Consider the following 21,264-nt stretch of genomic DNA (forward strand, 5'->3'; position numbering starts at 1 on the left):
ACATGTCCGACACATTGCTTTCCGTAAAGAACCTGACGCTCGACATCCCCACCGGCAGCGGCACGCTGCACGCGGTGCGCGGCATCGACTTCGAGATGAAGCGCGGCGAAACCCTCTCCATCGTCGGCGAGAGCGGCTCGGGCAAGTCGCTCACCTCGCTGGCCATGATGGGCCTTCTCGGCAAGTCGATCAAGCGCTCGGCGGACGAGATCCGCTACGACGATATCGACCTGTTGAAAGCGGGCAACCGCGTGATGCGCGACCTGCGCGGCAACCGCATCGCGATGATCTTCCAGGAGCCGATGACCTCGCTGAACCCGGCCTACACCATCGGCGACCAGCTCATGGAAACCCTGCTGCTGCACCGCAATGTCAGCAAGGCCAAGGCCCGCGCCCGCGCCGTGGAGCTTCTGGAAAAGGTCGGCATCACCGCCGCTGAAAGCCGCCTGTCGCAATACCCGCACCAGTTGTCGGGCGGGTTGCGCCAGCGCGTGATGATCGCCATGGCCCTGATGTGCGAACCCGACCTGCTGATCGCCGACGAGCCGACCACCGCGCTCGACGTGACCATCCAGGCCCAGATCCTGCGCCTTCTGGTCGACCTCACGCGCGAGATGAACATGGCCATGATCCTGATCACCCACGACCTCGGCGTCGTGGCCCGCGTCGCCGACAAGGTGGCGGTGATGTATGCGGGCGAACTGGTCGAGACCGGCCCGGCCGAGGCCGTCTTCGAAACCCCCAGCCACCCCTATACCCGCGGCCTGCTGCGCTGCATCCCGCAACCGGGCAAGACCGAACGCGGCGCGGCGCTCGGCACCATCGCCGGCATCGTGCCCTCGCTGGTGGGCGACATCACCGGCTGCGCCTTCCGCACCCGCTGCCCCCATGCCGTGCCCGCCTGCCGCGAGGCCATCCCCCTGCGCGGCACCAACAATCACGATTTCCGCTGTGTCCACGCCGATGGCGCCCTGTCCAAGGAAGGAGACGCCGCATGAGCGATATCCTCACCCTCGACCACGTCAAGAAGACCTACAGCGTCAAGCAGGGCCTCTTCGGCCAGCGCAAGCCGCTCTCGGCGGTCAACGACGTCACGATCTCGATCCGCAAGGGCGAGGTGCTGGGCCTCGTGGGCGAATCCGGCTGCGGCAAGTCCACCCTCGCCAAGCTGCTCCTCGGGCTTGAAAAACCGACCGATGGCAAGGTGCTCGTCGAAGGCGAGAACATGCAGGATCTCGACCGCCGCGCCCTCGCCGGGCGGCTTCAGCCGATCTTCCAGGATCCGTATTCCTCGCTAAACCCGCGCAAATCGATCTACGATCTCATCTCGCTGCCCCTGCGGGTCCACCGCATCGGCGACACCGCCAGCCAGCGCAAGGCGGTCGAGGAGATCCTCGACATCGTGGGCCTTCCGGCCCGCGTCATCAACACCTATCCCAGCCAGATGTCGGGCGGCCAGCGTCAGCGCGTGGCCATCGCCCGGGCGCTGGTGATGAAGCCCGAAATCGTCATCTGCGACGAACCCACCTCGGCGCTCGACGTGTCGGTGCAAAGCCAGATCCTCAACCTGCTGGCCGATCTGCGCCGCGATTTCGGGCTGACCTATCTCTTCATCTCGCACGACCTCGCGGTGGTCGAACACCTCGCCACCCGCGTCGCGGTGATGTATCTCGGCCGCATCGTCGAGGAGGCGCCGGTGGCCGACCTCTTCGAGCGTCCGCGCCACCCCTACACGCAGGCGCTGCTCAGTTCCGTCCTGACGCCCGACCCGACGCAGGGCGTGCCGGAAACCTCGCTCGGCACCGCCTATCCCAACCCGATCGACCCGCCCTCGGGCTGCGCCTTCCACCCGCGCTGCCCCCACGCCACGGCGCATTGCGCGGCCCAGGCGCCCCGACCCCTGCAAACCGATGCGGGGCTGGTCGAGTGTCACCTGCACGACCCCGAAAGCCCGATGTTCGAGAAGGGCGCGGCATGAGCGCGCTTTCCAGAACGCAAACGGTCCGCAAGCACGTCATCGAAACGTCCGGCGGCGTGGTCGCGGCCCAGCACCGCCTCGCCGCCGAGGCGGGCGCCGAAGCCCTGCGCGCGGGCGGTGACGCGGTCGATGCCGCCGTGGCCACCTCTTTCGTCATCGGCGTGCTCGAGCCGTGGATGAGCGGCCCCGCCGGCGGCGGCGCGGCGGTCCACTGGCGCGCCGACACGGGCGACGCCGTGGCGATCAATTTCGGGATGCGCTCGCCCAAGGGCCTCGACGTGGCCGACTACCCCTTGTCGGGCGAAGGCAAGGCCGGCGACCTTTTCCCGTGGGAACGGGTCGTCGACGACCGCAACGTCGAAGGCGCCAAAGCCATCGCCGTGCCCGGCGTCGTGGACGGGATCGGGCAGGCCCATGAACGATGGGGCCGCCTGCCCTGGGCCGACCTGCTCGCCCCCGCCATCGCCCACGCCCGCGAAGGCATGCTGGTCGACTGGTACGCGGCCCTCGTGATCGCCTCCGTCGCCCGCAACCTCGCCGCCGACCCCGACGCCGCCGCGCTCTTTCTCGATGACGGCACGTGGCCCAAGGGCTCCGGCTGGACCGCGATCCCCGACAACCGGCTCGATCAGACCGCCATGGCCGACATGCTGGAAACCCTGGCACGCGGCGGTCCGCGCAGCTTCTACGACGGCGATATCGCCCGGGCCCTGGCCGGGGACGTTCAGGCCAAGGGCGGCAGCCTCTCCGCCGGCGACCTGTCGGGCTACCGCGCCTGGATGGGCGCGGCGCAACGCGTGCCCTACCGCGACGCGCTCTTTCACGTCATGCCCGGCCTCACCGCGGGGCCCACCTTCGCCCACGTGATGGAACAGCTGTCGGATCAGGACCTCTCCACCCCCGAACGCGCCTTTCCGGCCTATGCAAGCGCCCTCGACCGCGCCTATGCCGACCGGCTGGGCAAGATGGGCGACACCGGCGAAGTGCCCGAGGCCCCCGGCTGCACCACGCATTTCTCTATCGTCGACCGCGCCGGCAACATGGTCGCCAACACCCAGACCCTTCTGTCGATCTTCGGCAGCCGCGTGGTCTCGCCCACAACCGGCCTCCTGATGAACAACGGCATCATGTGGTTCGACCCCGAACAGGGCAAACCCAACTCCCTTGCGCCCGACAAGGCCTGCCTGATGAACGTCTGCCCCATCCTCGGCCACCACGGCCCGCGCCACTTCGCGCTCGGCGCCTCGGGCGGGCGCAAGATCGTCTCGGCGGTGGCGCAGATGGCCTCCTTCATCACCGACAGCGGCATGGATATCGAGGCCGCGTTCCACGCCCCCCGCATCGACGTCTCGGGCGGCGGCACCGCCATCGCCGACGACACCCTGCCCGCCTCGGTGCTGTCGGCCATCGAAGACGTCATGCCGGTGCGCACCACCCGCCGCACCGTCCTGCCCTATGCCTTTGCCTGTCCCGCCGGCGTCATGCGTCATGATGCCGTGAACACGGGATGTACCGAAATCATGTCACCCTGGGGTGACGCAGTCCTGGAAGACCCTCAATGACCCGCGACACCGCCATCACCAACGCCACCGAATATTTCAACGCCGGCACGTTCCAGTCCGACCTGTCGCACCTCGTGTCGTTCCGCAGCGAAAGCCAGAACCCCGCCCCCGAGGCCCGCGCGGAGGCGCAGCGCTACCTCGTCGAGGCGATGCAGCCACGGCTCGAGTCGATGGGCTTTGCCTGCGAGATACTCGACAACCCCAACCCCAAGGGCGGGCCTCTCTTGCTGGGCGAGCGTATCGAAGGCGACGACCTGCCTACGGTCCTGACCTATGGCCACGGCGACACCGTGCTGGGACAGGACGACATGTGGCGCGACGGGTTGCAGCCCTGGGAGATCACCGTAGAGGGCGACCGCCTCTACGGGCGCGGCACCGCCGACAACAAGAGCCAGCACCTGATCAACATCGCCGCGCTCGAATCCGTCCTTGCGGCGCGCGGCAGCCTCGGCTTCAACACCCGCATCGTCATCGAGATGAGCGAGGAGGTCGGCTCGGTCGGCCTGCCCGAGATCTTCCGCACCTACAAGGACCGGCTGACGGCGGATGTGCTGATCGCCTCCGACGGGCCGCGCCTGCAACCCGAAGTGCCGACCATGTTCATGGGCTCGCGCGGCGGCACCACCTTCGACCTCGTGGTCGAAACGCACGAAGGCGCGCACCATTCCGGCAACTGGGGCGGCCTCTTGGCGGACCCGGCGATGATCCTCGCCCACGCGCTGGCCTGCATCACCGATGCGCGCGGCCAGATCAAGGTGCCCGAATGGCGCCCCGACAGCCTGACCGACACCGTCCGCGAGACCCTGCGCGACCTGCCCGTTCAGGGCGGCGAAGGCCCCGATGTCGATCCCGACTGGGGCGAGGAAAGCCTCACCCCCGCCGAGCGTGTCTTCGGCTGGAACAGCTTCGCGGTGCTCGCCATGGTCTCGGGCGTGCCCGACGCGCCGGTCAACGCGATCTCCGGCTGGGCACGGGCCACCTGCCAGCTCCGTTTCGTCGTCGGCACCGACCCCGCGGAGGTGGTCCCCGCCCTGCGGCGCCACCTCGACGCGCACGGTTTCGAGCGGGTGCAGATCCGTCCGCACGACCGTGGCTTCTTCGCCGCCACCCGGCTGGACCCCACCCACCCCTGGGCACAGTTCGTCGGCGCCTCGATCCGCGAGACATCCGGCGACCTGCACGTCTTGCCCAACCTCGCCGGCTCCCTGCCCAACGACAGCTTCACCGATATCCTCGAACTGCCGACAATCTGGGTACCGCATTCCTATCGCGGCTGCTCGCAGCATGCGCCGAACGAGCACGTGCTGATGCCTGTCTGCCGGGATGCCCTGCGGATCATGGCAGGCGTGTTCTGGGACATAGGGGAAAAGCCGGCGCCGGGCCGCTGACACGTACACAGCCGGCGACGTGCGCCGAGTCTCGCGTTGACCCCGGCTCGTGAACATCTCCTCCTTCCCGACATGTCCACAAGACGCCGCATCCGGGCCGCGCTTTCGATGCGGCACGGACCCTTCGGCTCAAGGATCCAGGCCCAGCCCGGCGGCGCCGTGCAGCGCCACCCCCGCGACAAACACCGCCAGCAGGATCACCGAGTACCGGCGGCGCATCGGGAAGAAGACGGGCTGAAGCGCCGCCCGCAACAGCCAGAACCCGGCGCCGAACAGGGCCAGCCCGCGCCCCACCGCCCCGTCACCGGCCAGCACCAGCGCCAGCGCGACCGCGAAGAAGCAGTAGCACAGCATCAGGTTCAGCGTCTGCGCCACGGCCCTGTTGAGCCCGCCCGCCGGGGCCAGCGACGCGGGCCAGCTCAGCAGACGCCAGAACAGCAGGTGAAACACCCCGAACCCCAGGTTGAACAGGGCACAGGCCAGGATCAGCCACGGTGCGGTCTCCGACATGTCATCCTCCCGGGCCATCTCCGCGCGGCAGGGGCCACCCCTCCCGCGCCGTCGCCAGTATAGACCGCCACCGCCACCGCGCCCGCATGCCGTGGCGTCACCGGGCCCCGGCCTCCGCCAGCCAGCCCATCCACCCCGTTGCACGGCCCCCGACATCTCGTGCCACCCCCCACCGAACGCCACATCAACCCGGGGCGCCACCGGCGCCCGCACCGACGCGATACCGACAAAATACCGACGTATACCGACATCCCGAAATGGCCCTGAAACCCCTTGTTAACCGGGCCGCACGGCATGATTCGCCTCGGCCCCGGCGAACACCCTCGTTCGCAGGGCACAACGAAGCGTTAAGTTTTCGACGAACTCAGTTGTTGAACAGGAAGTGCAGCACGTCGCCATCCTTGACGAGATAGCCCTTGCCTTCCGACCGCATCTTGCCGGCGTCCTTTGCCCCCTGCTCGCCGCCCAGCGCCACGAAATCGTCGTAGGCGATGGTCTCGGCCCGGATGAAGCCCTTCTCGAAATCGCCGTGAATGACCCCCGCCGCCTGCGGCGCCAGCGTGCCGCGCCGGATGGTCCAGGCCCGCGCCTCTTTGGGGCCGACGGTGAAATAGGTCTGCAGGTGCAGCAGGTCGTAGCCCGCCCGGATCAGCCGGTCGAGCCCGGCCTCCTCCAGCCCCATTTCCTCGAGGAACATCGCCGCCTCGTCACTGTCGAGCTGGCTGATCTCCTCCTCGATCTGGGCCGAGATCACCACGCTCGCCGCGCCCTGCTCGGCGGCCATGGCGGCCACGGCCGCGGAATGGGCATTGCCCTCCGCCGCGCTCGCCTCGTCGACATTGCAGACATAGAGAATTGGCTTCGTGGTCAGCAATTGCAGGTTCTTCCACGCCTTCGCGTCCTCGTCGCCCACCTGCACCAGCCGCGCCGGCTTGCCCTCTTCCAGCATCGCCTGCGCCTGCGCCAGAAGCCGGTCCTGCACCACCGCCTCCTTGTCGTTGCCCTTCAGCTTGCGCACCAGCCCCGCGCGCCGCTTCTCGATGCTCTCGAGGTCGGCCAGCATCAGCTCGGTCTCGATCACCTCGGCATCGGCCACCGGGTCGACGCGGCCCTCCACGTGGGTCACGTCGCCATCCTCGAAACAGCGCAGCACATGGGCAATCGCGTCCGTCTCGCGGATGTTCGCCAGGAACTGGTTGCCCAGCCCCTCGCCCTTGCTCGCGCCCTTCACCAGCCCGGCGATGTCGACAAAGGTCATCCGCGTCGGGATCACCTGTTTCGACTTGCCGATCTCGGCCAGCTTCTGGAGCCGCGCATCGGGCACGGCCACCTCGCCCACGTTGGGCTCGATCGTGCAGAAGGGGAAGTTCGCGGCCTGCGCCGCGGCGGTGCGGGTGAGCGCGTTGAAGAGCGTGGATTTCCCCACGTTCGGCAAGCCCACGATACCCATCTTGAAACCCATCTCGCGCCCTCCTTTACGGCAACGCGGCGCTTCTATGCCGCAACCGGGCGCGTTGCAAGGTGGCGCTTGCCGCAAGGCCTGCCCAGGTTGCACGATGAGACGTTCCGCGCCTTAACCAAAGGGAAACCGCGATGCCCTACCCCTACCTGCACTTCCAGGGCCACTGTGCCGACGCCATGGCCTTTTACGCCGACGTTTTCGGCGGTGAGTTAACCATTATGAAATGGTCCGACGCGCCTGCCGAAACGCCACAGAAGATCGACAGCGACAGGGTGATGCATTCGCATCTCGCCCTGCCCGATGGCACGCGCCTGATGGCGGGCGATTTCCCCCCGGGGTTCGAGGGCGATCCGCAAAAGGCCGTCTCGATCACCCATGTCGTCTCCGACGCCGCCGAAGGCCGCGCGCTCTACGACCGGCTGGCCGAGGGCGGCGAGGTGATCGACGCATATGGCGAGACATTCTTCTCCCCCGGTTTCGGCATGGTGCGCGACCGGTACGGCACCCACTGGATGATCATGACCGAGGCATGATCCTTGTTGCACTCCGGCGCCGTTTGCGCGAAACCACCGGGAACCAGACTGCAGGATGCCCGGATGACCCGTATCGACGCCAAGTTCGCAGAGCTCAAAGCCGCCGGAAAGAAGGCCTTCGTCGCCTACGTTATGGCCGGCGATCCCGATTACGAGACCTCGCTCGAAGTGGTGAAGGGCCTGCCCTCCGCCGGCGTCGACATCATCGAGCTCGGCCTGCCCTTCACCGATCCGATGGCCGACGGCCCCACCATCCAGCTCGCCGGCCAGCGCGCTTTGGAAGGCGGCATGACCCTGCAACGCACGCTCGACCTCGTCACCGAGTTCCGCAAGACCGACGACACCACCCCGATCGTGATGATGGGCTATTACAACCCGATCTATAACCGCGGCGTCGACACCTTCCTCGCCGACGCGCGGGAGGCCGGCATCGACGGTCTGATCGTGGTCGACCTGCCCCCCGAGGAGGACGAGGAGCTCTGCATTCCCGCCCAGCAGGCCGGCCTCAACTTCATCCGCCTCGCCACCCCCACGACCGACGACAAGCGCCTGCCCAAGGTGCTGACCAACACCTCCGGCTTCGTCTATTACGTCTCGATCACCGGCATCACCGGCGCCGCCGCGGCACAGGCCGCCGATGTCGGGCCCGAGGTCAAGCGCATCAAGGCCAAGACCGACCTGCCGGTCATCGTGGGCTTCGGCATCCGCACCCCCGAGACCAGCCGCGAGATCGCCCGCGTCGCCGATGGCGCGGTCGTCGGCTCGGCCAACGTCGCCAAGCTGGCCGAAGGGGAAACCCCGGCGCAAGTGCTTGATTTCGTGCGCGGCCTCGCCGACGGGGCCCACAGCGCGTGACACAGAATCCAGACGCGCCCGGCCTAGCCGCCGCGTTGCTGGAGGCCTATGACAGCGGCCGCCCGCTCGCCCCGCTGTCAGGCCGCATACAAGGGTTCGACGCCGCCACCGCCGGCCGCGTCGCCCACCACATCACCGCCACCCGCACCGCCCGCGGCGAGCGGATGGTCGGCCGCAAGATCGGCTTTACCAACCGCTCGATCTGGCCCATCTACGGCGTCACCGGCCCGATCTGGGGCCCGGTCTGGAACACCACCCTCTTCGAGCTCTCCAGCGCCCCCGTCACGCTCCCGAACCTCCCCGAACCCCGGCTCGAGCCCGAAATCATCCTCGGCCTGAAATCGGCCCCCTCCCCCGGCATGACGCCCGACGACCTCGCCCATTGCATCGACTGGGTCTCCCACGGGTTCGAGATCGTCTTCTCCCCCTTCCCCGGCTGGACATTCGACGTCACCGACTGCCAGGCCGGCTTCGGCCTGCACGGCGCCCTCTTCACCGGCCCCCGCCTGCCGCTCAGCCCCGAGCGCGCCGCCGCCCTGCCCGGCCTCTCGATCACGCTCGAAGGCCCCGGCGGCAAACGTCTCACCGGCCGCGGCGCCGACGTGCTCGACGGGCCCCTGCACGCCCTCGCCTACCTGCTCGACACGCTCGCGGCCGACCCGCAAGCCACCCCGCTCGCGGCCGGCGAAATCATCACCACCGGCACCCTCACCGATGCCGTCCCGCTTTCGCCCGGCGACACGTGGCAAACCCGCCTCGACGGCATCGACCTGCCCGGCGCGAAGATCACCTTCCGCTGACCCCTACCCCAGGATCACGTCCAGCAGCATCATCAGGATCAGCCCCGCCAGCAGCCCCGTCGTGGCCGAACTCTGGTGCCCCCGCCGATGCGTCTCGGGAATGATCTCGTGGCTGATGATGTAGAGCATCGCCCCCGCGGCAAAAGTCAGCCCGGGCGGCAGCATGTGATGCGACAGCTGCACCGCGCTCACCCCCAGAAGCCCGCCCACCGGCTCGATCAGCCCGGTCAGCATCGCCACCATGAAGGCATAGCCCCGGCTGTAGCCCTGCCCCCTCAGCGCCACCGCCACGGCCAGCCCCTCGGGGGCGTTCTGCAGCCCGATGCCGGTGGCCAGCGACATGCCGTTGGTGATGTCCCCGCCGCCGAACCCCACGCCCACGGCCAGACCTTCGGGAAAGTTGTGAATGGTGATGGCGAAGATGAACAGCCAGATCTTCGGCAACGCGCTCGGGTCCGACCCTTCCGGCCCGCTCACGAAATGCCGGTGCGGCACGAACGCGTTCAGCGCCGCCACCGCCCCCGCGCCCAGCGCGATGCCCAGCCCCGCCACCAGCGCGGCCCATGTCGTGGTGCCATAAAGCCCCTCCCCGGCCTCGATCCCCGGCAGGATCAGCGAGAAATACGAGGCCGACAGCATCACCCCGGCGGCAAACCCCAGCAGCGTATCGCTCAGCCGTGCCGACAGGCTCCGCCCGAACAGCACGGGGATCGCCCCCACCGCCGTCATCAGCCCGGCGCCGAGGCTGGCCAGCAGGCCGATCAGCGTCAGGCTCATGGCCGCGCCCTCACGCCCGGCGCCGCAGGATATGGATGGCGCTGTAACTCATCACGATCTCGTCCTTCTGGTTGAGAACCTCGTAAAGGATCGTCGTCCGCCCCCGGTCGGGACGCGAGGCCGAGGCGCGGCTTGCCGTCACCGTCGCCTTCACCCGCAGCGTATCGCCGGGCCGCACCGGCAGCATCCAGCGCACGTGCTCCATGCCGGGCGAACCCATCGAGGCCTCGGTCCAAAGCCCCGTCTCCAGCGTCAGGCGATAGGCCGTCACCAGCGTGTGAAACCCGCTCGCGATCAGCCCGCCATAGGGCGAGGCGCGCCCGGCTTCGTCGTCGATGTGGAAATCCTGCGGGTCCCATTCCTCGGCGAACCCGACCACCTCGTCGCGCGGCATCTCCCGGCTTGCCGTCTCGTAGCTGTACCCCACCGGGAAATCGTCGAAAAACATCGCCTCTCCCGCCCTGCTCGCCTTTGTCACAGCCCGCCCTCCTGTCCTGCCATTGCACAAGCCCCCCGGTTTTGGCTAAGAAACCTTACCAATGGAAGCCGGAGAGCGCACATGCCCGTCATCACCTGTATCGAAGACCTCCGGCGCCTCTACCAACGCCGCGTCCCGCGGATGTTCTACGACTATGCCGAAACCGGAAGCTGGACGGAACAGACCTTCCGCGAAAACACCACGGATTTCCAAAAGATATACCTCCGCCAGCGCGTCGCCGTCGACATGGCCGGGCGCAGCACCGCCAGCCGGATGGTCGGGCAGGACGTGTCGATGCCCGTGGCGCTTGCGCCCGTGGGCATGACCGGCATGCAGCACGCCGATGGCGAGATCAAGGCCGCCCGCGCGGCCGAGGCATTCGGCGTGCCCTACACCCTGTCCACCCTCTCGATCTGCTCGATCGAGGACGTGGCCGAGCACACCACCAAACCCTTCTGGTTCCAGGTCTACACCCTGCGCGACGAGGCCTTCATGAAGCGCCTCTTCGAGCGCGCCAAGGCCGCCAAGTGCTCGGCCCTCGTGATCACCGTCGACCTGCAGGTCATGGGCCAGCGCCACAAGGACATCAGGAACGGCCTCTCGGCCCCGCCCAAGCTGACGCTCAGGTCGATGGCCAACATGGCGACCAAGGTGCAATGGGGCCTCGGCATGCTGGGCACGAAGCGGCGCGAATTCGGCAACGTGGTGGGCCACGCTTCGGGCGTGAGCGATGCCTCCTCGCTGACCCAATGGACCGCCGAAGCCTTCGACCCCTCCCTCGACTGGGAAAAGATCCGCGAATTCCGCCGCATGTGGGACGGCCCGGTCATCATCAAGGGCATCATCGACCCGCGCGACGCGCAGGAGGCGGTGAACGCGGGCGCCGACGCCATCGTGGTCTCCAACCACGGCGGCCGCCAGCTCGACGGCGCGCTCTCATCCATCCGCGCCCTGCCGGCGATCATGGATGCGGTGGGCGACAAGATCGAAGTGCATCTCGACAGCGGCATCCGGACCGGCCAGGACATCCTCAAGGCCCTCGCCATGGGTGCCAAGGGCGTGATGATCGGCCGCTCCTTCGTCTACGGGCTCGGCGCCATGGGCGAAGAGGGGGTCACGAAGTCGCTCGAAATCCTCCACAAGGAGCTCGACACCTCCATGGCCCTCTGCGGCCGCCGCGACGTGACGACCCTCGACCGCGATATCCTGCTCGTCCCAAGGGATTTCGCTGGCGACTGGCAATAATTCCGGTCACGGCGGAACCTCCCCGTCCTCGATCACGTTGGCGGTACAAGCGCCAAGGGGGAACGGTCGATGACCACGGGAAACCAGCACGGCACGGCGCGGCAGCGCCCATTGCTGGCCAGGGCGCTCGGGGTGACGGGCCTTCTGGGATGCCTCGCCGCCATTGGCGGCACGCTTCTGGCCCAGGCCATCGTTCCGCAACATGACTGGGTTTCCGAGACCATCAGCGATCTCGCAGCCGGACGCCATGCCGTGATCATGGATGTGGCGCTCTACGGTTTCGCCGCCGGGATCATGGCCACCTCGCTCGCGACGGCGCGCGTGCATCTGGGCAAGCTCGACTGGTCCGCCGGGGCCGTGGCACTGGCCGTCATTGCCGGGCTCGTCATCATCGTCGGGGCGCGCGACGAGTATGGCGATGGCGACAGCAACGGCGGAGCGGTGGTGATTCACAGCTATCTCGTCTACGCGCTCGGCCTGCTCTTCGCCTATCTTCCGGTCGGCATGTACGGCGGCCTGAACCGCGCCCACCCGACCGCCGCCCGCACGCTGGCGATACTGGGCGGCGGCTGGGTCGTTCTGGCGCCGGTCTTCCTACTCATGTCCACCGGCTTCGACGGGGTGGTCGAGCGTGTGCTCGGCCTGATCGCCTGCGGGATGATCGCCATCCTCTCCTGGGTGACCATGAGCCGCGCGCCGGACGCGCCCGAACCGCGCGCGTAGCCCCGCCCGGGAACGTCGATTCCCTCTTTCCAACAGGCGTCAATCGGTCTATACGCGCGGCTTCACGCGGGGTTACAGCCTTGGAGGAACCCCGCCTCAACTTTGGAGACTTTAAAATGGCTGGAGAAATTCCTGATCTTCACGTCCAGGAACGCACGGGGACAGGCAAGGGCGCCGCTCGTGCAGTGCGCCGCGAGCACATGGTTCCGGGTATCGTGTTCGGGGGCGACGTCGATCCGCTTCCCGTGAAAATTCCGTTCAACGTCCTGCTCAAGAAGCTGAAGGACGGTCGCTTCAAGTCGACTCTCTTCAACCTCAAGGTCGACGGGCATGACGACGTCCGCGTCATCTGCCGCGACGTGCAGCGGGACATCGTGAAAGACCTCCCGACGCATTTCGACCTGATGCGCCTGCGCCGGAACACCAAGATCAACCTGTTCATCCCCGTCGAGTTCGTCGGCGAGGAAGACGCCCCCGGCATCCGCCGCGGCGGCGTGCTGACCGTGATCCGCGGCGAAATCGAGCTGATCGTGACCGCCGGCGAAATCCCCGAGAAGGTCACCGTCGACCTCTCCGCGCTGGATATCGGCGACACCGTCACCATCAGCCAGGTCGACCTTCCGGCGGGCACCAAGCCCACCATCGACCGTGACTTCGTGATCTGCAACGTGTCCGCTCCGTCGGCGCTGCAAGCCGAAGAAGACGAGGACGAGGCCGAGGCGGACGAAGTGCCGACCGTCGGCGAAGAGGAAGGCGGCGAAGAGGCTGCCGAGGGCACCGAAGAGTAAACCCTCTCTCCGTCCAACCGAGTTCGAACGCGGGGTCTGCGATGGCAGGCCCCGCGTTTTTCTTTGGCCCGCGCGCGCCGCGCCCACGGCCCGGGGTGTTGATTTACCCCCCGCCCCGCCCTACACCTCTCCCCACTCGAAACTGGCGGGGCAAACCCATGCAGATCTTCGCGGGGCTCGGCAATCCGGGCGCGAAATACGCCGCCAACCGGCACAATATCGGCTTCATGGCGCTCGACCGCATCGCCGAGGCGCACGACTTCGGCCCGTGGAAGGCCCGCTTCCAGGGCGAGGTGTCTGAGGGCCGGCTGGGCACCGAGAAGGTGCTGCTGCTGAAGCCCACCACCTTCATGAACCTCTCCGGCCAGTCGGTGGGCGAGGCGATGCGCTTCTACAAGCTGGAGCCCGAAGACGTCACCGTCTTCCATGACGAGCTCGACCTCGCCCCCGGCAAGCTCAAGGTCAAGACCGGCGGCGGCCATGCCGGCCATAACGGCCTGCGCTCGATGCATGCCCATATCGGCGAGACCTACCGCCGCGTCCGCCTCGGCATCGGCCATCCCGGCCGCAAGGATCTTGTCAGCCAATACGTGCTGCACGATTTCGCCAAGGGCGACCAGGACTGGCTCGACGACCTGCTGCGCGGCATCGCCGACGGCGCCCCCGAACTGGCCTCGGGCCGCAACGACAAGTTCCTGAACGCCGTGGCCCTCCGCACCGCCCCCGCCCGCTCCTCCAAGAGCGAAGCCAAATCCAAACCGGACGAGGCCAAGCCCGAACCGCAGCCAGAAGCGGAACCCGAGGCCGAACCCCGCTCGCCCCTGCAGAAGCTGGTCGACAAGTTCCGCTGACCCGCCGCCGCGTCACGCTGGACAGCCCGCGCCTGCCCTGCTTTCCTGCGCGCGGGGGGAGATGAACCATGCGCACCATCCTGAAATGGCTCCTGCGGATTCTGCTGGCCTTCGTGCTGGCCGTGGTCGCCGTCGGCATCTGGAAACGCGAGGAGATCAGCCGCCTCCTCGCCGTCAACAGCCTCTTCGCCGAAGAGCACATCGTCACCAACTTCTCCCACATGAACGGCGCCTTCCTGACCACCCCGGTCGGGCGCGGCGACACCCCCGTCACCCCCCTCCCCGAGGGCCCCGACGCCGCCCTGCCGGAGAATATCGGCGCCTGGATCGACGACCGCACCGTCACCTCGCTGCTGGTCCTGAAGAACGGCGAGATCGTCCACGAAAGCTATCACCAGGGCACCGGCACCGATGACCGCCGGATCAGCTGGTCGATGGCGAAAAGCTTCCTCTCGGTTCTCTTCGGCATCGTGATGGAGGAGGGGCATATCGCCTCCCTCGACGATCCGGTCACGAAATACGCGCCCTTGCTCGAAGGCAGCGCCTATGACGGCGCCACCATCCGCAACGTGCTGCAGATGGCCAGCGGTGTGAAGTTCGACGAGGATTACCTCGACTACGATTCCGACATCAACCGCATGGGCCGCGTCCTTGCCCTCGGCGGCACGATGGACGGCTTCGCCGCCGGCCTGACCGAGCGCGAGGCCGAACCGGGCGAGCGCTGGCTCTACGTCTCGATCGACACCCATGTCATCGGCATGGTCATCCGCGGCGCCACCGGCCGCGACATCCCCGCGCTCCTGTCGGAAAAGGTGATCGCCCCCCTCGGCCTCGAACAGCCGCCCTATTACATCACCGACGGCGACGGCGTGGCCTTCGTCCTCGGCGGGCTCAACATGACCACCCGCGATTACGCCCGCTTCGGCCTGATGGTCGAACAGGGCGGCACCATCGCCGGTCGCCGCATCGTCTCGGAAGACTGGCTCGAACAATCCACCACCCAAAGCGCGCCCACCGAGCCGGGCAAGATCGGCTACGGCTACCAGTGGTGGATCCCCGAAGGGGCCGAGCCCGGCATCTCCCTCGCCCGCGGGATCTATGGCCAGTACATCTATATCGACCGCGCCCGCGACGTGGTGATCGTCACCACCGGCGCCGACCGGCAGTTCCGCGAAGAGGGCGTGCACGACGCCAATATCGCCATGTTCCGCGCCATCGCCGAAAGCCTGTGACCCCGGCTTGCCCCGCCGCCCGGCCTGCTGTTACATGACCCCCGAGACGCCAGCCCGCCTTCGCCAGCCACCTGACGAACCGTCCAAGCCACGAAAAAGGGGCACGACATGAGTTTCATCGCAATGAACCGCTTCAAGGTGCGCGCCGGCGCCGAGGCCGATTTCGAGGAGGTCTGGCGCTCCCGCGAAAGCCGCCTGAAGGAGGTGCCGGGCTTCAAGGAGTTCCGCCTGCTGAAGGGCCCCGAGGGCAAGGGCTATCGCCTTTATTCCAGCCACGTGATCTGGGCCACCCGCGCGGATTTCGAGGCCTGGACCAAGTCGGATGCCTTCCGCGAGGCCCACAGGAACGCCGGCCAGTCCTCGACCAAGGACGCCCTGATGGGCCCGCCGCAATTCGAAGGGTTCGAGACGGTCCTGCACGAGGGCTGACACGTACAGGGCCCGCGTCGCGCGGCTTGTCACGCCGCGCGAATACGCTAGGCTTTGCCGGCGAAAGGAACTGTCGATGATCGAGAAAGACCCCTCCGTCAACGTGCTCGGCGGCGAACTGGCCCATTGCTCGGACGATCCGGTGACCGGCTTCTTCCGCGACGGCCATTGCAACACCTGTTCCGAGGATCACGGCAGCCACACGGTCTGTGCCCTGATGACCGCCGAGTTCCTCGCTTATTCCAAGTATGTCGGCAACGACCTCAGCACCCCGCGCCCCGAGTTCGGCTTTGCCGGGCTCAAGCCGGGCGACCAGTGGTGCCTCTGCGCCGCGCGCTTCCTGCAGGCCCATGACGAGGGCTGCGCACCGCAGGTCCGGCTCGAGGCGACGCATGAGCGCGCCCTCGACATCGTGCCGCTCGACATCCTCAAACAGCACGACCCGAGCTGATTTCCGTCTGAACCCGAACCTTTCCGCCCTTGCCGCGTTGATGCCGCACGCCGGCAGCGCACCGGCGCAATGCGTCAAGGAAGGTGGTACCGATGTTCAATTGGCTCTCCGAGAACTCCAGTTCCGTTCAGGCAATCGCGTCTGTCGTCACGGCGGTGATCTGGCTGGTCTACCTGCAGATACTCGTCGGTGGCATCCGGCGGAACAAGCGCGCGTGGCTCAGCATCAACCGGGGGGCGGGCGACGGGCTGAACGCCCATGTCCTCGTGACGAACCTCGGCAACGAACCGGTCTACCTGCGCGATATCCTGATGAAGGTCCGGACCGACGACAAGACAACGCGGGCCTTCATCACCGAGCGTCAGGAATACAGCCGGGAAGAGCTCAGCGATGCCCTGAACGGCACGTTGCAGGGTCCGCTTCAGGCCGGGGCCTACCGCTCTCTGGGCGACTTGCGCGAGATCTTCCACCGGGCCGGCCTGTCGGACGCGTCAGAGGATCTGGAAAAGATCAAGGAGATCGAGTTCGTGGTCTTCGGCGCCACCCACACCACCGCCGGGGCCTGCAAGACCTACAGCGTCGTGTGTGACGACAACAACAACCTCCGGCTGGATCCCACAAGGATGCAGACCCGCCGCCTGTCGCGCTGGCGCTGCCGCCGGATCGCCCGCAATGCGGCGCAGCAGGCGGCCTGAGCGGGCGGCGCGCGGTCGCTTAGGGTTTCGAGAGTAAGGCACGGGGCAGGATCGCGTCCACCACCGGCTGCCCTGCCCGCAACCCACCGGATTCGGCCGCGCGCCGGAAAACACCCCGGCCTTTACAGAAAATTTACCCTTGCCTTTTCCGAGTATTTTTGTCAGATAACTGTCAGCCCAGCCACATGGCCTTCGCGTCCCGCCCGGCACCCCCCTGACCGATCCCCGGACGAAAGCACGCTGCCATGCCCTGTCCCCCGCCCCGCACAGCCCCCTCATGACCGCCCGACGCCACCGCGGCTGCCGCGCGCCCCAACCCGAGAACGGCGACATCCCCCTCGCCTCCGCCCGGCTCGACCGGTCCGAGCGTGACTGCCTCGCCCTGGCCCGGCGGTTCTTCCAGCTCCTCGCCAACCCCGACGCCGACGACCGCCAGAACGCCATCGAACGGGTCGCGGGCAGTTTCGGCGCCGACCACGGCCTCGCCGTTGCCTGGGCCATGTCCGACCTCCTGCGCGAAATCCGCCAGAGCCGCCGCTCGACCTTCTATTTCAGCAACCCCGACTGCCCCGGCTGCGCCCGCCTGATCACCGAGCATGAACGCCGCCTCGTCGCCGCGCTGGCCGCCCTCCGCCGCGGCCGCAGAAGCGCCGCGCATGTCGAGGTGATGCTGCTTTGCGAGGGCAACCCGGACGAGACGGTGCTGGACGGGCTGGCGCGCCTCGCCGACCTCCTGCCACCCCCTGACAGGCATAAAAGGAAGACACGGGCATGGACCGGACATTGACCGACCTGCTGGCAATGGACGCCACGGCACGGCGCTTCGGCTGTGGGCTGAACCCCAGGCTGCGCGCGGCGATCGAGGCCGACCTGCGCTACCCCTCCCGCGCCGCGGCCGCCCCGCCCCGACCCGCCGCCATGGCCGGCCCCCTGCCCGCCAACGTCACGCGGCTGGTCGACCGCAGCCCCTTGCCGGAAAGGAAGAAGGCATGACACCCCCCGCCCTGCAAACCGCCGAAGCACCGGTCCTGCCGCTCAGCCAGTGCCGCTTCGACACGTTCGAGGCCGGGCTGCTGCCGGTCCTGCGCCACTTCCTGACCAGCTTCGCCTCGCCCGAGCTTCAGGCATGGCAATTCGCCTACACCACCGCCGCCGAGCGCTGGGGCGACAGTATCGGGCTTGCCGCGGCGCAGGCCCTACTGCGCGTCGTCCGCGCGCTGCTCTCGGCCCGGCCGGGCGGGCTGACCTTTCAGGATCCGCTCTGCCTCGACGCCCGCGACAGCGTGACCGAGGACGAGCGGCTGGTTCTGGAAATGCTGCATCACATGCGCCGGGACGACACGCCACCCGCCCGCGATACGGTCGAGGTGCTGACCGAAGGCCGGATGGACCCGGATGTCATCCGCGCCGGCCTCTCCTTCGCCCGCCGCTTCCCGGCCGGACCGGCCGGGCCTCAACGAACCGCCGGCAGCCCACCGTCCCTCCGGGTCGTCGGCTCATCGCCCGGCCCGGAAAGCAGGCCGGGCCGGGCGATCTGAAAGCGGCAGGCCGGCCGAGACTGGCTCAGTCGCCCTCGTCCATCCCGAAGCCGAGATGCTTGGCGACGGTGAAGATGTCCTTGTCGCCCCGCCCGCACATGTTCATGCAGATGATGTGATCGGCGGGCAGCTCCGGCGCGATCTTCATCACATGCGCCAGCGCGTGACAGGGCTCCAGCGCCGGGATGATGCCTTCCTTTTCGCAGGACAGCTGGAACGCCTCCAGCGCCTCGACATCGGTGATCGCCACGTATTCGGCCCGGCCGCTGTCATGCAGCCAGCTATGCTCCGGCCCGATGCCGGGATAATCCAGCCCCGCCGAGATCGAGTAGCCTTCGAGGATCTGCCCGTCCTCGTCCTGCAACAGGTAGGTCCGGTTGCCATGCAGCACGCCGGGCCGCCCGCCGGTCAGGCTGGCGCAATGCTCCATCTTCTCGTTCACGCCCTTGCCGCCGGCCTCGACCCCGATGATCCGCACCTCCTTGTCGTCGAGGAACGGATAGAACAGCCCCATCGCGTTCGACCCGCCGCCGATCGCGGCGATGATCGTGTCGGGCAGGCGCCCCTCGGCGGCCATCATCTGTTCCTTGGCTTCCTTGCCGATGATCGACTGGAAGTCGCGGACCATCGCCGGATAGGGGTGCGGCCCCGCCACCGTGCCGATGCAGTAGAACGTGTCGCGCACGTTGGTCACCCAGTCGCGGAGCGCGTCGTTCATCGCGTCCTTCAGCGTGCCCCGGCCGGACGTCACCGGCACCACCTCGGCACCCAGCAGCTTCATCCGGAACACGTTGGGCCGCTGCCGCTCGACATCATGCGCGCCCATGTAGACCACGCATTTCAGCCCGAACTTGGCACAGACCGTCGCGGTCGCCACGCCATGCTGGCCGGCGCCCGTCTCGGCGATGATCCGGGTCTTGCCCATGCGCCGCGCCAGCAGTATCTGCCCCAGCACGTTGTTGATCTTGTGCGCGCCGGTGTGGTTCAGTTCATCGCGCTTGAGATAGATCTTCGCCCCGCCCAGATGCTCGGTCAGGCCGGCCGCGTAATAGAGCGGGCTGGGGCGGCCCACGTAATGCGTCCAGAGATCGTTCATCTCGTCCCAGAACGACTGATCGGTCTTGGCCTTCTCATACTGCTCTTCCAGTTCGAGGATCAGCGGCATCAGCGTTTCCGACACGAAGCGCCCGCCGAATTGCCCGAACCGGCCCTTTTCGTCGGGCCCGGTCATGAAGGAGTTGAAAAGCTCGTTCATCGCTTGGTCTTCCCTTGTCTCACCGCGCTTGAATATGGGACGCGGGCGGGTTTTTCCAGAGGATTCCTGCCGCACCGGGGTCTTTCGCCGCAGCGGTGGAATTGAGTATTTCTGGAAAAGTGAAAGCCTGGGGCGCGTCAGCCGCGCGCGTCGCGATAGACCAGGGTGCGGGCGCCGATGAAGTTGCCCACCAGCGCCACGGCCGAGCCGCAGGCCAGCGCAAAGACGGCATGGGAAGGCGAGGGCGACAGCATCGACAGGACAAGCGCGTAGACGGCATAGTTGATCGCCACGCCCACGGTCTGGACCGAGACATAGGCGGCATATTCCGTGCGAGGTGTGCGCCCGGTCCTGCCGAAGGTCCAGGCGCGGTTCAGCGCCCAGGTGACCGACACGGCCAGCGCGAAGCTGAAAAGCCGCATCAGCAGCGGCGCGCCGCCCGTTTCGACGAGCAGGTACAGCGCCACGGCATCGACCACGAAGCCGATGCCGCCCACCGCGGCAAAGCGCAGGAATTGCTGGCCCGTGGCCGCCATATCAGTTGCTCAGGCTGCGGGGGCCGGAGGGCTGGGCCGTCTTCATCTCGCTCAGCACACCGGGCACGGACAGGTAATGCATCCGCTTCAGCTCCTGCCGCCCGCGTGTCACCGTGTCTAGGATCAGCCCCACGGCCCCCATCAGGAAGGCGAGGATCATCACGCTGGCCGACAGCACTGCCGTCGGCAGCCGGGGCACGAGGCCGGTGGCGAGATACTCGGAAATGACCGGCGCCGCGAGGCCGAGCGAGGCCATCGCCAGAAGGCAGGCCGTCGCCAGGAAGACCGGCAAAGGCCGTTCCTGCTTCAGAAGCTTGGTGATGGTGAAGAGGATGCGCACCCCGTCGCGGATGCTGTTCAGCTTGCTTTCGCTGCCATCGGGGCGGTCCTTGAAGTTGCAGCGCACCTCGCCCGCCGGCATCTGCAGTTCCAGCGCGTGGATGGTCAGCTCGGTCTCGATCTCGAAGCCGCGCGACATCATCGGGAAGGTCTTGACGAACCGGCGCGAGAACACCCGGTAGCCCGACAGCATGTCGGTGGCCCCCCGCCCGAAGATCGAGCGCACCAGCCCCGACAGCATCCGGTTGCCAAAGGCGTGGCCGGGCCGGTAGGCGGTGCCGCTGCGCGCCACGCGGACGCCGTTGACGATGTCGAGCCCGTCCTCGAGCATCTTGTCGACCATGAACCGTGCCGCCGCCGCATCGTAGGTGTCGTCGCCGTCGACCATGACGAACACGTCCGCCTCGACATCGGCGAACATGCGGCGCACCACGTAGCCCTTGCCCTGCCGCGGCTCGGTGCGGACGATGGCGCCGGCCTGCCGGGCGATGGCCGCGGTGTCGTCGGAGGAATTGTTGTCGTAAACGAAGACCTCCGCCTCGGGCAGCGCCGCGCGGAAGTCGCGCACGACCTGCCCGATGGCGGCCGCCTCGTTGTAGCAGGGGATCAGCACCGCCACCCGAAGCGGCGCGGCGCCGGGGTGGGTGCGTTCCTTGCTGAACCGGTCGGGAAAGATGATCGACATCCGCTTGGCCCTAACTTTCTGCGCCGGAGCGGTCTCCGGCCTGATTTTTCAATGGATATGACAGGTTCAAGCTGGCAAAATTACGGCAATTGAAGGGATCAATCACGTCACGTCGGGCGAAACCGGCGATCAGAGCGCCCCGAGAGGCGCCAGC

The 21,264-nt window shown here is 67.6% G+C and carries 25 protein-coding genes; 18 read left to right on the forward strand and 7 right to left on the reverse strand.

Annotated elements, in window-relative coordinates; translation table 11 throughout:
- Window positions 1-2: 2 nt before the first annotated feature.
- The 4 genes from RLN94_RS14990 to RLN94_RS15005 are packed head-to-tail and all read left to right on the forward strand — an operon-like array spanning window position 3 to window position 4,928.
- The gene (locus RLN94_RS14990; RefSeq protein ID WP_350124522.1) at window positions 3-998 is read left to right on the forward strand and encodes an ABC transporter ATP-binding protein; all 996 of its coding nucleotides are present in this window, start codon (window positions 3-5) and stop codon (window positions 996-998) included.
- Entirely contained in the window at window positions 995-1,978 is a 984-nt protein-coding gene (locus RLN94_RS14995) for an ABC transporter ATP-binding protein (protein ID WP_350124519.1), read from the forward strand. The genes RLN94_RS14990 and RLN94_RS14995 overlap by 4 nt, the downstream gene beginning before the upstream one ends.
- Window positions 1,975-3,540, forward strand: coding sequence for a gamma-glutamyltransferase (locus RLN94_RS15000; protein WP_350124516.1), 1,566 nt, complete (start codon window positions 1,975-1,977; stop codon window positions 3,538-3,540). Before RLN94_RS14995 ends, RLN94_RS15000 begins: the two co-directional genes overlap by 4 nt.
- Window positions 3,537-4,928: a M20 family metallopeptidase gene (locus RLN94_RS15005; RefSeq protein ID WP_350124513.1), complete on the forward strand. Its 1,392-nt coding sequence runs from the start codon at window positions 3,537-3,539 to the stop codon at window positions 4,926-4,928. The genes RLN94_RS15000 and RLN94_RS15005 overlap by 4 nt, the downstream gene beginning before the upstream one ends.
- Before the next feature lie 129 nt (window positions 4,929-5,057).
- On the opposite strand, the gene RLN94_RS15010 is transcribed toward RLN94_RS15005, so the two are convergent.
- Both RLN94_RS15010 and ychF read right to left on the reverse strand, forming a co-directional pair.
- A complete protein-coding gene (locus tag RLN94_RS15010; protein WP_350124510.1) occupies window positions 5,058-5,438 on the reverse strand; it encodes a hypothetical protein in 381 nt (126 codons plus the stop codon).
- A 364-nt stretch (window positions 5,439-5,802) separates the two neighbouring features.
- Window positions 5,803-6,900 (reverse strand): redox-regulated ATPase YchF, encoded by a 1,098-nt coding sequence (ychF, locus tag RLN94_RS15015; protein WP_350124507.1) that lies wholly within the window; start codon window positions 6,898-6,900, stop codon window positions 5,803-5,805.
- A gap of 131 nt (window positions 6,901-7,031) precedes the next feature.
- Between ychF and RLN94_RS15020 the strand changes: the two genes are divergently transcribed.
- From RLN94_RS15020 to RLN94_RS15030, 3 genes are all read left to right on the forward strand, one after another.
- Window positions 7,032-7,433, forward strand: a complete 402-nt coding sequence (locus RLN94_RS15020) for a VOC family protein (protein WP_350124504.1) — start codon at window positions 7,032-7,034, stop codon at window positions 7,431-7,433.
- A gap of 63 nt (window positions 7,434-7,496) precedes the next feature.
- Window positions 7,497-8,288, forward strand: coding sequence for a tryptophan synthase subunit alpha (gene trpA, locus RLN94_RS15025; protein WP_350169190.1), 792 nt, complete (start codon window positions 7,497-7,499; stop codon window positions 8,286-8,288).
- Window positions 8,285-9,088, forward strand: coding sequence for a 2-keto-4-pentenoate hydratase (locus tag RLN94_RS15030; RefSeq protein ID WP_350124498.1), 804 nt, complete (start codon window positions 8,285-8,287; stop codon window positions 9,086-9,088). Before trpA ends, RLN94_RS15030 begins: the two co-directional genes overlap by 4 nt.
- Window positions 9,089-9,091: 3 nt before the next feature.
- On the opposite strand, the gene RLN94_RS15035 is transcribed toward RLN94_RS15030, so the two are convergent.
- Together RLN94_RS15035 and RLN94_RS15040 are read right to left on the reverse strand one after the other, a co-directional pair.
- Window positions 9,092-9,865 (reverse strand): ZIP family metal transporter, encoded by a 774-nt coding sequence (locus tag RLN94_RS15035; protein WP_350124495.1) that lies wholly within the window; start codon window positions 9,863-9,865, stop codon window positions 9,092-9,094.
- Window positions 9,866-9,875: 10 nt separating this feature from the next.
- Window positions 9,876-10,313: a MaoC family dehydratase gene (locus RLN94_RS15040; RefSeq protein ID WP_350159088.1), complete on the reverse strand. Its 438-nt coding sequence runs from the start codon at window positions 10,311-10,313 to the stop codon at window positions 9,876-9,878.
- Window positions 10,314-10,424: 111 nt separating this feature from the next.
- Here RLN94_RS15040 and RLN94_RS15045 point away from each other — a divergent pair, with 111 nt between their 5' ends.
- The 11 genes from RLN94_RS15045 to RLN94_RS15095 all read left to right on the forward strand — a co-directional run bounded on the left by RLN94_RS15045 (window position 10,425) and on the right by RLN94_RS15095 (window position 18,295).
- Window positions 10,425-11,588, forward strand: a complete 1,164-nt coding sequence (locus RLN94_RS15045) for an alpha-hydroxy acid oxidase (protein WP_350124489.1) — start codon at window positions 10,425-10,427, stop codon at window positions 11,586-11,588.
- Between the two features lie 69 nt (window positions 11,589-11,657).
- Window positions 11,658-12,311, forward strand: coding sequence for a DUF998 domain-containing protein (locus tag RLN94_RS15050; protein ID WP_350124486.1), 654 nt, complete (start codon window positions 11,658-11,660; stop codon window positions 12,309-12,311).
- Between the two features lie 116 nt (window positions 12,312-12,427).
- Window positions 12,428-13,099: a 50S ribosomal protein L25/general stress protein Ctc gene (locus RLN94_RS15055; protein WP_350124483.1), complete on the forward strand. Its 672-nt coding sequence runs from the start codon at window positions 12,428-12,430 to the stop codon at window positions 13,097-13,099.
- Between the two features lie 158 nt (window positions 13,100-13,257).
- A complete protein-coding gene (gene pth / locus RLN94_RS15060) occupies window positions 13,258-13,950 on the forward strand; it encodes an aminoacyl-tRNA hydrolase (RefSeq protein ID WP_350124480.1) in 693 nt (230 codons plus the stop codon).
- Window positions 13,951-14,018: 68 nt separating this feature from the next.
- Window positions 14,019-15,182, forward strand: coding sequence for a serine hydrolase domain-containing protein (locus RLN94_RS15065; RefSeq protein ID WP_350124477.1), 1,164 nt, complete (start codon window positions 14,019-14,021; stop codon window positions 15,180-15,182).
- A gap of 108 nt (window positions 15,183-15,290) precedes the next feature.
- The gene (gene hmuQ, locus RLN94_RS15070) at window positions 15,291-15,611 is read left to right on the forward strand and encodes a heme-degrading protein HmuQ (RefSeq protein WP_350124473.1); all 321 of its coding nucleotides are present in this window, start codon (window positions 15,291-15,293) and stop codon (window positions 15,609-15,611) included.
- A gap of 76 nt (window positions 15,612-15,687) precedes the next feature.
- The gene (locus RLN94_RS15075) at window positions 15,688-16,062 is read left to right on the forward strand and encodes a DUF2237 family protein (protein ID WP_350124470.1); all 375 of its coding nucleotides are present in this window, start codon (window positions 15,688-15,690) and stop codon (window positions 16,060-16,062) included.
- A 92-nt stretch (window positions 16,063-16,154) separates the two neighbouring features.
- Complete coding sequence (locus tag RLN94_RS15080) at window positions 16,155-16,757, forward strand: hypothetical protein (protein ID WP_350124467.1); 603 nt, start codon at window positions 16,155-16,157, stop codon at window positions 16,755-16,757.
- A gap of 277 nt (window positions 16,758-17,034) precedes the next feature.
- Window positions 17,035-17,544 (forward strand): hypothetical protein, encoded by a 510-nt coding sequence (locus RLN94_RS15085; RefSeq protein ID WP_350124464.1) that lies wholly within the window; start codon window positions 17,035-17,037, stop codon window positions 17,542-17,544.
- Entirely contained in the window at window positions 17,529-17,750 is a 222-nt protein-coding gene (locus RLN94_RS15090; protein ID WP_350124461.1) for a hypothetical protein, read from the forward strand. Before RLN94_RS15085 ends, RLN94_RS15090 begins: the two co-directional genes overlap by 16 nt.
- On the forward strand, window positions 17,747-18,295 hold the full coding sequence (locus RLN94_RS15095) for a hypothetical protein (RefSeq protein ID WP_350124458.1): 549 nt from the start codon (window positions 17,747-17,749) through the stop codon (window positions 18,293-18,295). The genes RLN94_RS15090 and RLN94_RS15095 overlap by 4 nt, the downstream gene beginning before the upstream one ends.
- A 25-nt stretch (window positions 18,296-18,320) precedes the next feature.
- Here RLN94_RS15095 and trpB read toward each other — a convergent pair whose 3' ends face one another.
- The 3 genes from trpB to RLN94_RS15110 all read right to left on the reverse strand — a co-directional run bounded on the left by trpB (window position 18,321) and on the right by RLN94_RS15110 (window position 21,110).
- Complete coding sequence (gene trpB, locus RLN94_RS15100) at window positions 18,321-19,550, reverse strand: tryptophan synthase subunit beta (RefSeq protein WP_350124455.1); 1,230 nt, start codon at window positions 19,548-19,550, stop codon at window positions 18,321-18,323.
- Between the two features lie 137 nt (window positions 19,551-19,687).
- Window positions 19,688-20,086: a GtrA family protein gene (locus RLN94_RS15105; protein WP_350124452.1), complete on the reverse strand. Its 399-nt coding sequence runs from the start codon at window positions 20,084-20,086 to the stop codon at window positions 19,688-19,690.
- A gap of 1 nt (window position 20,087) precedes the next feature.
- A complete protein-coding gene (locus RLN94_RS15110) occupies window positions 20,088-21,110 on the reverse strand; it encodes a glycosyltransferase family 2 protein (protein ID WP_350124450.1) in 1,023 nt (340 codons plus the stop codon).
- Window positions 21,111-21,264 lie beyond the last annotated feature (154 nt).

The sequence above is a fragment of the Roseovarius sp. genome, assembly GCF_040223625.1.
Lineage (GTDB): Bacteria > Pseudomonadota > Alphaproteobacteria > Rhodobacterales > Rhodobacteraceae > Roseovarius.

Coding starts and splice junctions, on each gene's coding strand:
- hmuQ (WP_350124473.1), top strand. CDS start 15,291: ATGAGTTTCATCGCAATGAACCGCTTCAAGGTGCGCGCCGGCGCCGAG.
- RLN94_RS15085 (WP_350124464.1), top strand. CDS start 17,035: ATGACCGCCCGACGCCACCGCGGCTGCCGCGCGCCCCAACCCGAGAAC.
- RLN94_RS15005 (WP_350124513.1), top strand. CDS start 3,537: ATGACCCGCGACACCGCCATCACCAACGCCACCGAATATTTCAACGCC.
- RLN94_RS15055 (WP_350124483.1), top strand. CDS start 12,428: ATGGCTGGAGAAATTCCTGATCTTCACGTCCAGGAACGCACGGGGACA.
- RLN94_RS15035 (WP_350124495.1), bottom strand. CDS start 9,865: ATGAGCCTGACGCTGATCGGCCTGCTGGCCAGCCTCGGCGCCGGGCTG.
- RLN94_RS15080 (WP_350124467.1), top strand. CDS start 16,155: ATGTTCAATTGGCTCTCCGAGAACTCCAGTTCCGTTCAGGCAATCGCG.
- RLN94_RS15095 (WP_350124458.1), top strand. CDS start 17,747: ATGACACCCCCCGCCCTGCAAACCGCCGAAGCACCGGTCCTGCCGCTC.
- RLN94_RS15000 (WP_350124516.1), top strand. CDS start 1,975: ATGAGCGCGCTTTCCAGAACGCAAACGGTCCGCAAGCACGTCATCGAA.
- RLN94_RS15020 (WP_350124504.1), top strand. CDS start 7,032: ATGCCCTACCCCTACCTGCACTTCCAGGGCCACTGTGCCGACGCCATG.
- RLN94_RS15110 (WP_350124450.1), bottom strand. CDS start 21,110: ATGTCGATCATCTTTCCCGACCGGTTCAGCAAGGAACGCACCCACCCC.
- RLN94_RS15090 (WP_350124461.1), top strand. CDS start 17,529: ATGGACCGGACATTGACCGACCTGCTGGCAATGGACGCCACGGCACGG.
- trpA (WP_350169190.1), top strand. CDS start 7,497: ATGACCCGTATCGACGCCAAGTTCGCAGAGCTCAAAGCCGCCGGAAAG.
- pth (WP_350124480.1), top strand. CDS start 13,258: ATGCAGATCTTCGCGGGGCTCGGCAATCCGGGCGCGAAATACGCCGCC.
- RLN94_RS15045 (WP_350124489.1), top strand. CDS start 10,425: ATGCCCGTCATCACCTGTATCGAAGACCTCCGGCGCCTCTACCAACGC.
- RLN94_RS15050 (WP_350124486.1), top strand. CDS start 11,658: ATGACCACGGGAAACCAGCACGGCACGGCGCGGCAGCGCCCATTGCTG.
- RLN94_RS15105 (WP_350124452.1), bottom strand. CDS start 20,086: ATGGCGGCCACGGGCCAGCAATTCCTGCGCTTTGCCGCGGTGGGCGGC.
- RLN94_RS15065 (WP_350124477.1), top strand. CDS start 14,019: ATGCGCACCATCCTGAAATGGCTCCTGCGGATTCTGCTGGCCTTCGTG.
- RLN94_RS14995 (WP_350124519.1), top strand. CDS start 995: ATGAGCGATATCCTCACCCTCGACCACGTCAAGAAGACCTACAGCGTC.
- ychF (WP_350124507.1), bottom strand. CDS start 6,900: ATGGGTTTCAAGATGGGTATCGTGGGCTTGCCGAACGTGGGGAAATCC.
- trpB (WP_350124455.1), bottom strand. CDS start 19,550: ATGAACGAGCTTTTCAACTCCTTCATGACCGGGCCCGACGAAAAGGGC.
- RLN94_RS15010 (WP_350124510.1), bottom strand. CDS start 5,438: ATGTCGGAGACCGCACCGTGGCTGATCCTGGCCTGTGCCCTGTTCAAC.
- RLN94_RS15075 (WP_350124470.1), top strand. CDS start 15,688: ATGATCGAGAAAGACCCCTCCGTCAACGTGCTCGGCGGCGAACTGGCC.
- RLN94_RS15040 (WP_350159088.1), bottom strand. CDS start 10,313: ATGTTTTTCGACGATTTCCCGGTGGGGTACAGCTACGAGACGGCAAGC.
- RLN94_RS14990 (WP_350124522.1), top strand. CDS start 3: ATGTCCGACACATTGCTTTCCGTAAAGAACCTGACGCTCGACATCCCC.